Here is a 14,385-nt window from a genome sequence, read left to right as displayed (position 1 = left end):
TCCTGTGGGAGCGGGCTTGCCCGCGATAGCGGTGGGTCTGCTTGCCTGGATGCTGAATGTGCCGCCGCCTTCGCGGGCAAGCCCGCTCCCACAGGGTTTTGTGTTTATCGCTTGAAATCGACCAGACAGCAAAAAGGCGCCAATCGGCGCCTTTTTGCTTTGTTGCGGTTTAACGTCAGGCCATTTCAGCCGTGGTCTCGAACTCGAAGGTCAGCTCGCCGTCCTTGATGTCGATGTGTACCACACCGCCATGTTCGGCCAGTTCGCCAAAGAGAATCTCCTCCGCCAGCGGACGCTTGATCTTGTCCTGAATCAAACGCGCCATTGGACGAGCGCCCATTGCCGAGTCGTAGCCACCCGCTGCCAGCCAGCTGCGAGCAGCGTCGGTGACTTCCAGCAGTACACGCTTGTCTTCCAGCTGCGCCTGAAGTTCGGTAAGGAACTTGTCCACCACGCTTTTGATGACCTCATGGCTGAGGCGACCAAACTGGATAATGGTGTCCAGACGGTTACGGAATTCCGGCGTGAAGCTCTTCTTGATCACTTCCATCGCATCGGACGAGTGGTCCTGATAGGTGAAACCGATCGAAGCACGCGCTGCGGTCTCGGCACCGGCGTTGGTCGTCATGATGACGATCACGTTACGGAAGTCCGCCTTGCGCCCGTTGTTATCGGTCAGCGTACCGTGGTCCATGACCTGCAACAGCAGGTTGAAGACTTCCGGATGCGCCTTCTCGATTTCATCGAGCAGCAGCACGCAGTGAGGCTGTTTGGTGATGGCTTCGGTCAGCAGACCGCCCTGATCGAACCCGACATAGCCTGGAGGCGCACCGATCAGACGCGATACGGTGTGGCGCTCCATGTACTCGGACATGTCGAAGCGAACCAGTTCGACACCCAACGCCTTGGCCAGTTGTCGCGCGGCCTCGGTTTTACCAACACCGGTCGGCCCTGCGAACAGGAACGAACCGACAGGTTTGTCAGGTGACTTGAGGCCGGCACGGGACAGTTTGATCGCAGTCGACAGCGAGTCGATCGCCGCATCCTGGCCAAATACCGTGAGCTTCAGGTCACGCTCAAGGTTACGCAGCAGCTCTTTGTCGGAGCTGGTGACGTGTTTTGGCGGAATTCGCGCGATTTTCGCAACGATGTCCTCGACCTGAGGCACTTCGATACGTTTCACGCGCTTCTCGATCGGTTGCAGACGCTGATAGGCGCCCGCCTCGTCGATGACATCGATGGCCTTGTCCGGCATGTGCCGGTCATTGATGTAACGCGAGGCCAGTTCAGCAGCGGCGCGCAGGGCTTCATCGCTGTATTCGATGTTGTGGTGCGCTTCGAAACGCCCTTTCAGGCCTCGCAGGATGCCAATGGTGTCTTCCACCGAAGGTTCCGACACATCGACCTTCTGGAAGCGCCGGGCCAGAGCACGGTCCTTCTCGAAGATCCCACGGAATTCCTGGAACGTGGTCGAACCGATGCAGCGAATGTCGCCCGAAGACAGCAATGGCTTGAGCAGGTTCGAAGCATCCATGACGCCACCGGACGCAGCGCCCGCACCAATGATGGTGTGGATCTCGTCGATGAACAGGATCGCCTGCGGACGTTTTTTCAGCTCATTGAGCAGCGCCTTGAAGCGCTTCTCGAAATCGCCGCGGTATTTGGTCCCGGCCAGCAAAGCCCCCAGATCGAGGGAATACACCACGCTGTTGGCCAGCAGATCCGGCACCTGGTTGTCGACAATGCGTTTGGCCAGGCCTTCGGCAATCGCGGTTTTACCCACGCCCGCCTCGCCCACCAGCAGCGGATTGTTTTTGCGACGACGCGCGAGGATCTGCGCGACGCGCTCGACCTCCAGCTCACGGCCTACCAACGGATCGATACGACCCTGGCGCGCGAGTTCGTTGAGGTTGCTGGCATAAGCATCCAGAGGATTGCCTGAAGAAGAAGACTCACCGCCCTCGTCGTCCTGCATATCTTGTTCACCTTCAGAGTGATCGCCATGCCCCGGCACTTTGGAAATGCCATGGGCGATGTAGTTGACGACATCGATGCGCGCAACGCTCTGCTGTTTCAGCAGAAACACTGCCTGACTCTCTTGCTCACTGAAGATTGCGACCAGCACGTTAGCGCCAGTCACTTCGCGTTTGCCCGAGCTCTGTACGTGAAAGACAGCACGTTGCAGCACACGCTGGAAGCCCAAGGTTGGCTGGGTTTCACGATCCTCGTCATGAAGAGGGATCAATGGCGTGGTGGAGTCGATGAACTCCTGCAGATCATGCTTGAGTTTGTCGAGGTTTGCGCCGCAGGCACGCAAAACGGTGGCGGCAGCCTCATTATCCAATAGGGCCAGCAGAAGGTGCTCGACGGTCATGAATTCATGACGCTTCGAACGAGCCTCCTTGAAGGCAAGATTGAGGGTGACTTCGAGCTCGCGGTTTAACATAGCTTCACCTCATACCCAAGTGGTCGGCGATTAACCGTCCTTCTCGATTTCACAGAGTAGCGGATGCTGGCTTTCCCTGGCGTACTGGTTGACCTGCATGGCCTTGGTCTCGGCGATGTCGCGGGTAAACACTCCACATACTGCCCGTCCTTCTGTGTGGACGGCCAGCATGACCTTGGTCGCCAGCTCGCGATTCAGGTTAAAAAACACCTCGAGCACTTCGACGACGAAATCCATCGGTGTGTAGTCATCGTTGAACAAAACCACCTTGTACATCGGTGGCGCCTGTAAAGCAGGCTTAGCCTCCTGAACAGCAATGCCTGCGGAATCGTCGTCGTGTTCCTCCGGGTGATCTTTTTGGAGAGCCGGGCGATCCTGATTGAATGTTAGTCGAATCTGGCTGATTGCATGCATGGAAAGAAAGGTTCGTCAGTTGTGCGAATTCAGTGATGGGGGCGGTTATGAACGTTTTCAACTCCGACTGCCCGGTCACCTTGACTATCGGAAAATCGGTGTTACAACCAATAGAGCCCACAGTGGGTAAAAAAGGTCCGCGGAGTCAATCTATTTACAAGATTAGACTGCGGATTAACTGGATGATACTCCAGTGATGGAGTCTGTTGCAGAGGGATATGGGTATGGCTGTCGGTAAGGTGAAATGGTTCAACAATGCCAAGGGGTTCGGTTTCATTAACACCGACGCCAGAGAAGGTCGTGACGAGGATGGCAAGGAAATCGATTTCTTTGCCCACTATTCGGCCATTGAGATGGATGGATACAAAACCCTCAAGGCTGGGCAAAGCGTTAGCTTCGAGATCATTCAGGGCCCCAAAGGGCTGCATGCAGTGAAGATTGCGTCTGCCACCTCCCCGAACGAACAGAGCGCCCCTGCCATCCGGCAAGAAACAGTGTCGAGCTGACGCAGCTCTCATCCAGTCATAAAAAACCGCCCGAAGGCGGTTTTTTTGTACCGACGCGCTTACATATGTGAAATCAGCGCATCACCAAACCCTGAAGACGAAACCAGTTTGGCGCCTTCCATCAGGCGCTCGAAATCATAGGTCACGGTCTTGGCGGAAATCGCGCCGTTGGTGCCTTTGATGATCAGGTCGGCCGCTTCGGTCCAGCCCATGTGACGCAGCATCATCTCGGCGGACAGGATCAACGAACCCGGGTTGACCTGGTCCTTGCCGGCGTACTTCGGCGCAGTACCGTGGGTGGCTTCGAACATGGCCACGGTGTCGGACAGGTTGGCACCCGGTGCAATACCAATACCGCCCACTTCGGCCGCCAGGGCGTCGGAGAGGTAGTCGCCGTTCAGGTTCAGGGTCGCGATCACATCGTATTCCGCCGGGCGCAGCAGGATCTGCTGGAGCATGGCGTCGGCGATGGCATCCTTGACGATGACGTTCTTGCCGGTTTTCGGGTTCTTGAACTGCATCCACGGACCGCCGTCGAGCAGGGTCGCGCCGAATTCTTCAGCGGCCACTTCGTAGGCCCATTCCTTGAAGGCACCTTCGGTGAACTTCATGATGTTGCCTTTGTGCACGATGGTCAGCGAGTCGCGGTCGTTGTCGACCACATACTGCAGAGCCTTGCGCGCCAGACGCTTGGTGCCTTCCAGGGAAACCGGCTTGACGCCGATACCGCAGTTTTCGTCGAAACGGATCTTGGTGACGCCCATTTCTTCTTTAAGGAACTTGATGACCTTGGTCGCTTCCGGCGAACCGGCTTTCCATTCGATACCGGCATAAATGTCTTCCGAGTTTTCGCGGAAGATGGTCATGTCGACATCGCCTGGCTTCTTGACCGGGCTAGGTACGCCTTCGAACCAGCGCACCGGACGCAGGCACACATACAGGTCGAGCTGCTGGCGCAGGGCTACGTTCAGCGAACGGATGCCGCCACCGACCGGCGTGGTCAGAGGGCCCTTGATGGAAACCACGTAATCCTTGACCGCGTCCAGGGTTTCCTGAGGCAGCCAGGTGTCCTGATCGTAAACCTGAGTTGCTTTCTCCCCGGCGTAGACTTCCATCCAGGAAATTTTGCGCTCGCCGCCGTAAGCCTTCTTAACAGCAGCATCGACAACCTTGATCATGACCGGGCTGATATCAACGCCAATACCATCGCCTTCGATGAAGGGGATGATCGGGTTGTTAGGAACATTGAGAGAATGGTCCGCATTGACGGTGATTTTGTCGCCGACGGCTGGAACCTGAATCTTCTTGTATCCCATGCTGAACTCCATTGTTTGGATTGAACATCTGGCTGCGTTCGAGCGTACCCCAGTTAAATCGGCGCGCAAACCCTATGTTCCGCCCATCTGCCGCAAAGCTGCACAGTTCGCGACGTACAAGGCTGAAAGCAAAGGGAAAAGCGCCAAACTCAAGCACGGCGAACGACTCTACGCGCCGCACTCCCCTGCGACCTTTAGACCAATGGACGAAAAACGTTGCCTATGAACCATCGGCAGATTGCCAGCTACCTATGTATAATGCCGCCGCTGACCACAGAGTCACGACGGCCGACCGCTCTATCACAAGACGTTGGGCCCGAATAAGCCGGATTGTTATCGCAGTCCACCCGCTTGACGCTCGACTGATGCACCCAACATCACCGCGAAGAAACCTCGACATTCGGCTCATGGATGACTTTGAACGAACGCGCTTACCCGGCGCCCCTCGAGTTTCTGCGCACGCTTTAGCAAAGAAGAGAGAGTTAATCCGAATATGCCCACCCGCTCGAAGATCATCTATACCTTCACCGACGAAGCCCCAGCCCTCGCCACCTATTCACTGTTGCCTATCGTAGAGGCTTTCACCGCCTCGGCTGATATCGCCGTTGAAACCCGCGATATCTCTCTTGCAGGGCGCATTCTGGCCAGCTTCCCCGAGCAATTGGGTGACAAAGCCGTAGCCGACCACCTCGCCGAACTGGGCGACCTGGCCGTTACGCCTGAAGCCAACATCATCAAGTTGCCGAACATCAGCGCTTCGGTTCCGCAACTGCAGGCCGCGATCAAAGAGCTGCAAGCCCAGGGCTTCGCACTGCCGGACTACCCGGAAACCGTGACCAGCGATGCCGACAAGCTCGCCAAATCGCGTTACGACAAAATCAAGGGCAGCGCCGTGAACCCGGTTCTGCGCGAAGGCAACTCTGATCGTCGTGCGCCACTGTCGGTCAAGAACTACGCACGCAAGCACCCGCACAAAATGGGCGCCTGGGCCAAAGACTCCAAGTCCCATATCGCTCACATGAGCACCGGCGATTTCTACGGCAGCGAAAAAGCCGCCCTGATCGACGCCGCTGACGCCGTCAAAATCGAACTGATCGCTCAAGACGGCACCACCACCGTCCTGAAAGAAAAAACCACCGTGCAAGCCGGTGAGATCCTCGATTGCGCCGTTCTGAGCAAAAAAGCGCTGCGCAGCTTCATCGCGGCCGAGATCGAAGACGCCAAAGCCAAAGGCGTGCTGCTGTCGGTTCACCTGAAAGCCACCATGATGAAGGTCTCCGACCCGATCATGTTCGGCCAGATCGTTGCCGAGTTCTATAAAGACGCACTGGCCAAGCACGCTGACGTGCTGGCACAGATCGGCTTCAACCTGAACAACGGCATCGGCGATCTGTACGCTCGCATCAAGGCTTTGCCTGCCGAGCAACAAGCGCAGATCGAAGCGGACATCCAGGCGGTCTACGCCGTTCGTCCGTCGCTGGCCATGGTCAACTCCGACAAAGGCATCACCAACCTGCACGTGCCGAGCGACGTCATCGTCGACGCCTCGATGCCGGCGATGATCCGTGACTCCGGCAAGATGTGGGGCACTGACGGTCAGCTGCACGACACCAAGGCTGTGATACCGGATCGCTGCTACGCCACCATCTACCAGGCGGTGATCGAAGACTGCAAGGCTAACGGTGCTTTCGATCCGACCACCATGGGCAGCGTGCCAAACGTTGGCCTGATGGCGAAAAAAGCCGAAGAGTACGGCTCCCACGACAAGACTTTCCAGATCAAGGCAAACGGCGTAGTTCGGGTTTCCGACGGCGCTGGCCGCACTCTGCTGGAACAGTCGGTTGAAGCCGGCGACATCTTCCGCATGTGCCAGACCAAAGACGCGCCGATCCAGGATTGGGTCAAACTGGCCGTTAACCGTGCCCGTGCAAGCGCAACTCCGGCCATTTTCTGGCTGGACCCAATGCGCGCCCACGATGGCGTAGTGATCGAGAAAGTTCAGGCATACCTGAAGGATCACGATACTGCAGGCCTGGACATCCAGATCATGGCGCCAGTCGATGCGATGAAGTTCACCCTGCAGCGCACTCGCGAAGGCAAGGACACCATTTCGGTGACCGGCAACGTATTGCGCGACTACCTGACCGACCTGTTCCCGATCATGGAACTGGGCACCAGCGCCAAGATGCTGTCGATCGTTCCGCTGATGAACGGCGGTGGCCTGTTCGAAACCGGCGCTGGCGGTTCGGCACCGAAGCACGTTCAGCAGCTGCTGGAAGAGAACTTCCTGCGCTGGGATTCCCTGGGCGAATTCCTGGCCCTGGCTGCTTCCCTCGAGCACTTGGGTGTTACTTACAACAACCCTAAAGCGCTGGTGCTGGCCAAGACCCTGGATCAGGCCACTGGCCAGTTCCTGGACAACAACAAGTCGCCATCGCGCAAAGTCGGCAACATCGACAACCGCGGCAGCCACTTCTACCTGGCGCTGTACTGGGCTCAAGCCCTCGCCGCCCAGACCGAAGACACTGCACTGCAAGCGCAGTTCGGCGAACTGGCCAAAACCCTGACCGAGAACGAAGCGACCATCGTTGCCGAGCTCAACGCCGTTCAGGGCAAGCCAGTGGACATCGGCGGTTACTACCACGCCAATGCCGAGCTGATCAGCAAGGCCATGCGCCCGAGCAACACCTTCAACGCCGCGATCGCTGCGTTGGTTTAAGGTTGTAAGGATGCAAAGAAGCCCCGGCCCAGTGCCGGGGTTTCTGTTTCTGGTTTCTACATATCTATCTGCCGAAACAAAACCCTGTGGGAGCTGGCTTGCCTGCGATAGCGGTTTATCATTCAACATTGATGTCGACTGACCCACCGCCATCGCAGGCAAGCCAGCTCCCACAGGATCGGACTTCAACATTCAAAACGAGGAAGCTTCATGGATTGGCTACCCCACATCACCGTCGCCACCATCGTCGAAGACAATGGTCGCTTCCTGATGGTCGAAGAACTCAAGCACGGACAAACGGTGCTCAATCAACCGGCCGGCCATCTGGACCCGGACGAAACCCTGATCGAAGCCGCCGTGCGTGAAACCCTCGAGGAAACCGGCTGGGACGTCAAGCCGACAGGCGTGGTGGGCATTTATCTCTACACCGCCCCGAGCAACGGCGTGACTTACCAGCGGGTCTGCTTCACCGCAAAACCGCTCAAACACCACCCGGACTATCAGCTGGATGACGGTATCGTCGGCGCAAAATGGCTGACGCGTGACGAACTGCTGCAACAGCGCGCAAACTGGCGCAGTGAGCTGATCATCCGTTGTATCGATGATTATCTGGACGGCAAACACTTCGGTCTCGAACTGATCCGCCCTTCTCTTTAGCCTTGCGGGCTTCGGCCTGCTAGAATCGCGTCCTTTTTAAAGACACTCATTGAATCCCTATGCGTGATCCAGCCCCTTCTGACACACAAAAGAAGCGCGTCATTGTCGGCATGTCCGGCGGCGTGGACTCTTCCGTTTCCGCTCTCCTGCTGATTGAGCAGGGTTATGAGGTGGAAGGCCTGTTCATGAAGAACTGGGAAGAAGACGATGGAACGGAATACTGCACCGCCATGGATGACCTGGCGGATGCTCAGGCCGTGTGCGACAAGATTGGCATCAAGCTGCACACCGCCAACTTCGCCGCCGAGTACTGGGACAACGTGTTCGAGCATTTCCTGGCCGAATACAAGGCCGGTCGCACGCCGAACCCGGACATCCTCTGCAACCGCGAAATCAAGTTCAAGGCGTTCCTCGACTACGCCATGATGCTCGGCGCCGACCTGATCGCCACCGGCCACTACGTGCGCCGCCGCGACATCGATGGCCGCACCGAATTGCTCAAGGGCCTGGATCCGAACAAGGACCAGAGCTACTTCCTGCACGCCGTCGGCGGCGAACAGATCGCCAAGACTCTGTTCCCGGTCGGCGAGCTGGAAAAACCCGAAGTGCGCGCGATTGCCGAGAAACATGACCTGGCCACCGCGAAGAAAAAGGATTCCACCGGGATCTGCTTTATCGGCGAACGCCGCTTCAGCGACTTCCTCAAGCAATACCTGCCGGCCCAGCCAGGCGAGATCAAGACCACCGAAGGCGAAGTCATCGGCCGTCACCATGGCTTGATGTATCACACCATCGGCCAACGCCAGGGCTTGGGCATCGGCGGCTTGAAAGACGCCAGTGACGAGCCGTGGTACGTGCTGATCAAGGACCTGGAACACAACGAACTGATCGTTGGCCAGGGCAACGATCACCCTTATTTGTTCTCCCGCGCCCTGCTCGCCTCGGACATCTATTGGGTCAACCCGATCGACTTGAGCGAGCCGCGCAAGCTGACCGCCAAAGTGCGTTATCGCCAGAGCGACCAGCCTTGCACACTGGAAAAGACTGCCACCGGCTACCGCGCGACCTTCGATGACCCGCAACGCGCGGTCACCCCAGGCCAATCCGTGGTGTTCTACGACGGTGAAATCTGCCTCGGCGGTGGCGTGATCGAAGTGGCCGAACCCTGGACCAGCAAGGGTCAGCGTTCATGAGCCCGACTCAGGAGCAATTGACAGCCCTGGGCGGCGTGTTTCTCGCCGCCGTACTGGTCGACAAAATCGCCAAGAGCGGCCAGACCAACGAAGCCGGCCTGACCTGCATGCTCGGCAGCCTGCTGATTCGCGACCCCAAGGACACGCTGGAAGTCTATGGCGGTGACGACATCAACCTGCGTGAAGGCTACCGCGCCTTGATCGGCGCTCTGGAGCGCGACCCCAGCACCCTTCAGCGCGAACCGCTGCGCTATGCCCTGTCAATGCTGGGGCTGGAGCGTCAATTGGCCAAGCGCGAAGACATGCTGGAAGTGATCGGCAAGCGTTTGCCACAGATCCAGTCTCAGGTCGAACACTTCGGCCCGGCTCATGAAAACGTAATCGCCGCCTGCGGTGCGCTGTATCAGGACACCCTGAGCACCCTGCGCCAACGGATTCAGGTGCATGGCGATATGCGCAACCTGCAGCAACCGAGCAATGCTTCGAAGATTCGCGCTCTGTTGCTGGCCGGGATCCGTTCGGCACGCCTGTGGCGGCAGTTGGGCGGTCATCGCTGGCAGTTGGTGATCAGCCGGCGCAAGTTGCTTAAAGAGCTTTACCCGCTGATGCGCAGCAGCTGAACCGCGCCCGCAATACCGCTTTGTAGTCAGTAACGCGTAATACGCCGGTCAGTTGGCAACGGACCGGCGGATTTTTTCATGTATGATACGCGCCCCATTTCGTTGCCCGACTGTCCGAGAACACCCCATGCAGCTCTCTTCGCTCACTGCGGTTTCCCCTGTTGACGGCCGCTACGCCGGCAAAACCCAGGCCCTGCGCCCAATTTTCAGCGAATACGGTCTGATCCGTGCTCGCGTTCTGGTTGAAGTGCGCTGGCTCCAGCGCCTGGCCGCTCACCCCGCCATCAGTGAAGTGCCGGCGTTCTCCGCCGAAGCCAACGCTGTATTGAACACCCTGGCGGAAAACTTCTCTCTGGAGCACGCCGAACGTGTCAAAGAGATCGAGCGCACCACCAACCACGACGTAAAAGCCATTGAGTACCTGCTCAAAGAGCAAGCGGCCAAGCTGCCAGAACTGGCTGCCGTCAGCGAATTCATCCACTTTGCCTGCACCAGCGAGGACATCAACAACCTGTCCCACGCCCTGATGCTGCGCGAAGGCCGTGATGATGTGATGCTGCCGCTGATGCGCCAGACTGCCGAAGCCATTCGCGAACTGGCCATCCGTTTCGCTGACGTGCCGATGCTGTCGCGCACCCACGGTCAACCGGCCTCGCCGACCACCCTGGGCAAAGAGCTGGCGAACGTGGTTTACCGTCTGGAGCGTCAAATCGCTCAAGTCGCCGCTGTTCCGCTGCTGGGCAAGATCAACGGCGCTGTCGGCAACTACAACGCTCACCTGTCGGCCTACCCTGAGATCGACTGGGAAGCCAACGCCCGCGCCTTCATCGAAGACGAGTTGGGCCTGGGCTTCAACCCGTACACCACGCAGATCGAACCGCACGACTACATCGCCGAGCTGTTCGACGCGATCGCGCGCTTCAACACCATCCTGATCGACTTCGACCGCGACATCTGGGGCTACATCTCCCTGGGTTATTTCAAACAGCGCACCATCGCTGGTGAAATCGGTTCGTCGACCATGCCGCACAAGGTCAACCCGATCGACTTCGAAAACTCCGAAGGCAATCTGGGTATCGCCAACGCACTGTTCCAGCACCTGGCGAGCAAGCTGCCGATCTCCCGCTGGCAGCGCGACCTGACCGACTCCACCGTACTGCGCAACCTCGGTGTCGGCTTCGCCCACAGCGTGATCGCGTACGAAGCCAGCCTCAAAGGCATCAGCAAGCTGGAGCTCAATGCTCAGAAGATTGCTGCCGACCTGGACGCGTGCTGGGAAGTATTGGCCGAGCCAATCCAGACCGTGATGCGTCGCTACAACATCGAAAACCCGTACGAAAAGCTGAAAGAACTGACTCGTGGCAAGGGCATCAGCCCTGAAGCGCTGCAGACTTTCATCGACGGCCTGGACATGCCAGCCGCCGCCAAGGCTGAGCTGGAACTGCTCACCCCGGCAAACTACATCGGTAACGCTGTAGCGCAAGCCAAACGCATCTGATCGACCGCTCTACCCGTTTGAGACGCCCGGCAGCGCCGGGCGTTTTTATTCCCGTCTGAAAAGTGCTTTTTTTCAATAGGTTACACATGAATCCTGACATTCCTCTTCAACTTCTGGGCGGCATCACGGCGCGCGAATTCCTGCGCGACTACTGGCAGAAAAAACCCCTGCTGATCCGCCAGGCGATTCCTGATTTCGAAAGCCCGATCGACGCCGACGAACTGGCCGGCCTGGCGCTGGAAGAAGAAGTCGAGTCGCGCCTGGTGATCGAGCACGGCGAGCGCCCTTGGGAATTGCGCCGCGGCCCGTTCGCCGAAGACGAATTCAGCAAACTGCCGGAACGCGACTGGACGCTGCTGGTGCAAGCGGTCGACCAATTCGTGCCGGAAGTCAGCGAACTGCTGGAAAACTTCCGCTTCCTGCCGAGCTGGCGCGTCGACGACGTGATGATCAGCTTTGCCGCCCCGGGTGGCAGCGTGGGTCCGCACTTCGATAACTACGACGTGTTCCTGCTGCAAGGCCACGGCAAGCGCAACTGGAAAATCGGCCAGATGTGCGATGCCGAGAGCAAGCTGCTGCCGCACGCGGACCTGCGCATCCTCGCTGATTTCGAAGCCACCGATGAGTGGGTTCTGGAACCGGGCGACATGCTGTATCTGCCGCCACGCCTGGCCCATTGCGGCGTTGCGGTGGATGACTGCATGACCTACTCGGTCGGCTTCCGCGCCCCGAGCGCCTCTGAAGTGCTGACTCACTTCACCGACTTCCTCAGCCAGTTCCTGACCGATGAAGAGCGCTACACCGATGCCGACGCATTGCCGGCGGTCGATCCGCACCAGATTCAGCACGACGCCCTTGATCGCCTGAAAGCGTTGCTGGCCGAGCACATGAGCGATGAGCGCCTGCTGCTGACCTGGTTCGGCCAGTACATGACCGAGCCGCGCTACCCGGAGCTGGTCGTCGGCCCGGAAGAAGTCGAAGAAGAAGACTTCCTCGCCAGCCTTGAACAAGGCGCCGTGCTGATCCGCAACCCGAGCGCGCGCATGGCCTGGTCCGAAGTCGATGACGACCTGCTGCTGTTCGCCAGCGGCCAGAGCCGTTACCTGCCGGGCAAACTGCGCGAGCTGCTGAAACTGATCTGCGCCGCCGACGCCCTGCACACCGACAACCTCGGTGACTGGCTGAACGACGAAGACGGTCGCGGCCTGCTGTGCGAGCTGGTCAAGCAAGGCAGCCTGGGGTTTGCTGATGAATAAAATTCACGTACGTGTCGCAGACTGGCAAAAGGACAACGCCGAGATCCGGCGCATTCGTGAGACGGTGTTCATCGCCGAGCAATCCGTTCCGCCTGAGCTGGAATGGGATGCTGATGACGCAACGGCAGTCCACTTTCTGGCCTTTGAAGGCGACTTTCCGATCGGCACCGCTCGACTGTTGCCAGATGGCCACATTGGCCGGGTGTCGGTACTGAAGGACTGGCGCGGCTTGAAAGTCGGCGATGCGCTGATGCAAGCGGTGATCGGTGAAGCCGAGGAACGCGGACTGAAGCAGCAGATGCTGAGCGCGCAAGTGCAGGCCACGGCGTTCTATGAGCGCTTGGGTTTCAGCATGGTCAGTGAGGAATTCCTGGAAGCCGGGATTCCGCATGTGGACATGGTGCGTCACTCCGCTTGATACCGAGGTGCAGCCATCGCGGGCAAGCCCGGCTCCCACAGGCTCAGCGTGATCCCTGTGGGAGCGGGCTTGCCCGCGATAGCAATCTCAAGAACACCACAAAACGCCCCGCCATCCTCGATGCCGGGGCGTTTTGCTGTCTACGATTCAACTTGCCCCACTGCGGGCCGACAAACTGGCAATATCAAGACTTTAAAGGCCGGAGATAACGGATATGTCCCTACGCACCCTGCTCACCACGCTGCTGCTGACCTGCAGTTTTTCGGTCATGGCCGCCACCGAGATCGTGCCCCTGAACTATCGCACCAGCGCTGATCTGCTGCCGGTGGCGCAGAATTTCATCGGCAAGGACGGTCAGGTCAGCGCCTATGGCAATCAGCTGATCGTCAACGCAGAACAGCGCAAGATCGACGAACTCAAGGCCTTGATCAGCCAACTCGACGTGGCCGCCAAGCGCTTGCTGATCACCGTCGACACCAACGAAAACAACTTCCAGGGCGATCAGGGTTACTCGGTGAACGGTGCCAAGCCGAGCCAGACTCGTATCATCAACCGCAGCACCGACAGCCGTGAAGGTGGTATCCAGCAGGTTCAGGCCAGCGAAGGCACACCGGCGCTGATCCTGGTCGGCCAGAGCGTGCCGCTGACCAGCACCCAGACCGACAGCTATGGCGACCTGCGCAGCCAAACTGAATACCGCAACGTCACCCAAGGCTTCTACGTCACCGCGAGCGTCACCGGCGACATCGTTCATCTGGCAATCAGTACCAACCGTGACCGGATGAGCCAGGAACGTCCCGATGTAGTGAACGTGCAAAGTACCGACACAACTGTCAGCGGCCGACTGGGCGAGTGGATCACCCTGGCCGGCGTAAATCGCCAGACTCAGGCCGACAAACAGGGCCTGAACCGCAGCTACTCGACTCAGGGCCGGGATGACATGACTCTGCGAGTGAAAGTCGATACGTTGGACTAAAGCACCAAAAACTGACTGATTAGTCGTATTAGACCAAAGATGTAGTGCTTGAAAAAAAGCACTACAAAACGTTTGACGAGCCAAAAAAGCAAAGGCATGATGGCCTCGCTCCCGCTAATCAGAGGCCCTGGCAAGGGCTTTCGAGTCGCTGTTCGCACCTACCCCGCGAGCCGATTCGTGTCTGTACCGCCCACAAGGTGTGTTTGACGAGGTTGCCGACTGGAACGAAGTTGTCCCGAGGGACGGAAGCGTAATTAGGTAACCCGGCTCCACACTGAAGTTCGCACCAAGGCCCACGACGCCTGAATGCGCTCGCCAGTTCGCCCTTACCTGCTCACTTCCCCTCGAGCCCATCGTTCATCCCGT

12 protein-coding genes are annotated in these 14,385 nt (G+C 58.5%); 9 read left to right on the top strand and 3 right to left on the bottom strand.

The window, feature by feature from the left end; all coding sequences use genetic code 11:
- Positions 1-175: 175 nt before the first annotated feature.
- The gene (gene clpA, locus TU81_RS24495) at positions 176-2,446 is read right to left on the bottom strand and encodes an ATP-dependent Clp protease ATP-binding subunit ClpA (RefSeq protein ID WP_038982525.1); all 2,271 of its coding nucleotides are present in this window, start codon (positions 2,444-2,446) and stop codon (positions 176-178) included.
- A 30-nt stretch (positions 2,447-2,476) separates the two neighbouring features.
- On the bottom strand, positions 2,477-2,860 hold the full coding sequence (gene clpS / locus TU81_RS24490) for an ATP-dependent Clp protease adapter ClpS (protein ID WP_038982524.1): 384 nt from the start codon (positions 2,858-2,860) through the stop codon (positions 2,477-2,479).
- Positions 2,861-3,084: 224 nt separating this feature from the next.
- On the opposite strand from clpS, the gene TU81_RS24485 reads away from it, so the two are divergent.
- A complete protein-coding gene (locus TU81_RS24485; RefSeq protein WP_038983666.1) occupies positions 3,085-3,366 on the top strand; it encodes a cold shock domain-containing protein in 282 nt (93 codons plus the stop codon).
- Positions 3,367-3,425: 59 nt separating this feature from the next.
- On the opposite strand, the gene icd is transcribed toward TU81_RS24485, so the two are convergent.
- Positions 3,426-4,682 carry an NADP-dependent isocitrate dehydrogenase gene (gene icd, locus TU81_RS24480; protein ID WP_038982523.1) on the bottom strand — a complete coding sequence of 419 codons (1,257 nt, stop codon included), beginning with the start codon at positions 4,680-4,682 and terminating at the stop codon, positions 3,426-3,428.
- Positions 4,683-5,175: 493 nt separating this feature from the next.
- Here icd and TU81_RS24470 point away from each other — a divergent pair, with 493 nt between their 5' ends.
- From TU81_RS24470 to TU81_RS24435, 8 genes are all read left to right on the top strand, one after another.
- The gene (locus TU81_RS24470) at positions 5,176-7,401 is read left to right on the top strand and encodes an NADP-dependent isocitrate dehydrogenase (RefSeq protein WP_038982520.1); all 2,226 of its coding nucleotides are present in this window, start codon (positions 5,176-5,178) and stop codon (positions 7,399-7,401) included.
- Positions 7,402-7,611: 210 nt separating this feature from the next.
- Positions 7,612-8,058, top strand: a complete 447-nt coding sequence (locus TU81_RS24465; protein ID WP_048396931.1) for an NUDIX hydrolase — start codon at positions 7,612-7,614, stop codon at positions 8,056-8,058.
- Positions 8,059-8,117: 59 nt separating this feature from the next.
- Complete coding sequence (gene mnmA / locus TU81_RS24460) at positions 8,118-9,251, top strand: tRNA 2-thiouridine(34) synthase MnmA (RefSeq protein ID WP_048396929.1); 1,134 nt, start codon at positions 8,118-8,120, stop codon at positions 9,249-9,251.
- Complete coding sequence (gene hflD, locus TU81_RS24455; RefSeq protein ID WP_048396927.1) at positions 9,248-9,871, top strand: high frequency lysogenization protein HflD; 624 nt, start codon at positions 9,248-9,250, stop codon at positions 9,869-9,871. Before mnmA ends, hflD begins: the two co-directional genes overlap by 4 nt.
- A 127-nt stretch (positions 9,872-9,998) precedes the next feature.
- A complete protein-coding gene (purB, locus tag TU81_RS24450) occupies positions 9,999-11,369 on the top strand; it encodes an adenylosuccinate lyase (RefSeq protein WP_048396925.1) in 1,371 nt (456 codons plus the stop codon).
- Positions 11,370-11,455: 86 nt separating this feature from the next.
- Complete coding sequence (locus TU81_RS24445; RefSeq protein ID WP_048396923.1) at positions 11,456-12,625, top strand: ribosomal protein uL16 3-hydroxylase; 1,170 nt, start codon at positions 11,456-11,458, stop codon at positions 12,623-12,625.
- Positions 12,618-13,043: a GNAT family N-acetyltransferase gene (locus TU81_RS24440; protein WP_007905044.1), complete on the top strand. Its 426-nt coding sequence runs from the start codon at positions 12,618-12,620 to the stop codon at positions 13,041-13,043. The genes TU81_RS24445 and TU81_RS24440 overlap by 8 nt, the downstream gene beginning before the upstream one ends.
- Positions 13,044-13,257: 214 nt before the next feature.
- The gene (locus TU81_RS24435; protein WP_048396921.1) at positions 13,258-14,019 is read left to right on the top strand and encodes a secretin N-terminal domain-containing protein; all 762 of its coding nucleotides are present in this window, start codon (positions 13,258-13,260) and stop codon (positions 14,017-14,019) included.
- The last annotated feature ends 366 nt before the right edge of the window (positions 14,020-14,385 follow it).

The organism is Pseudomonas lini (genome assembly GCF_001042905.1).
Classification (GTDB): Bacteria; Pseudomonadota; Gammaproteobacteria; order Pseudomonadales; family Pseudomonadaceae; genus Aquipseudomonas; species Aquipseudomonas lini.
The sequence above is the reverse complement of the archived record's forward strand: the minus strand, read 5'-3'. Positions and strand labels throughout refer to the sequence as shown.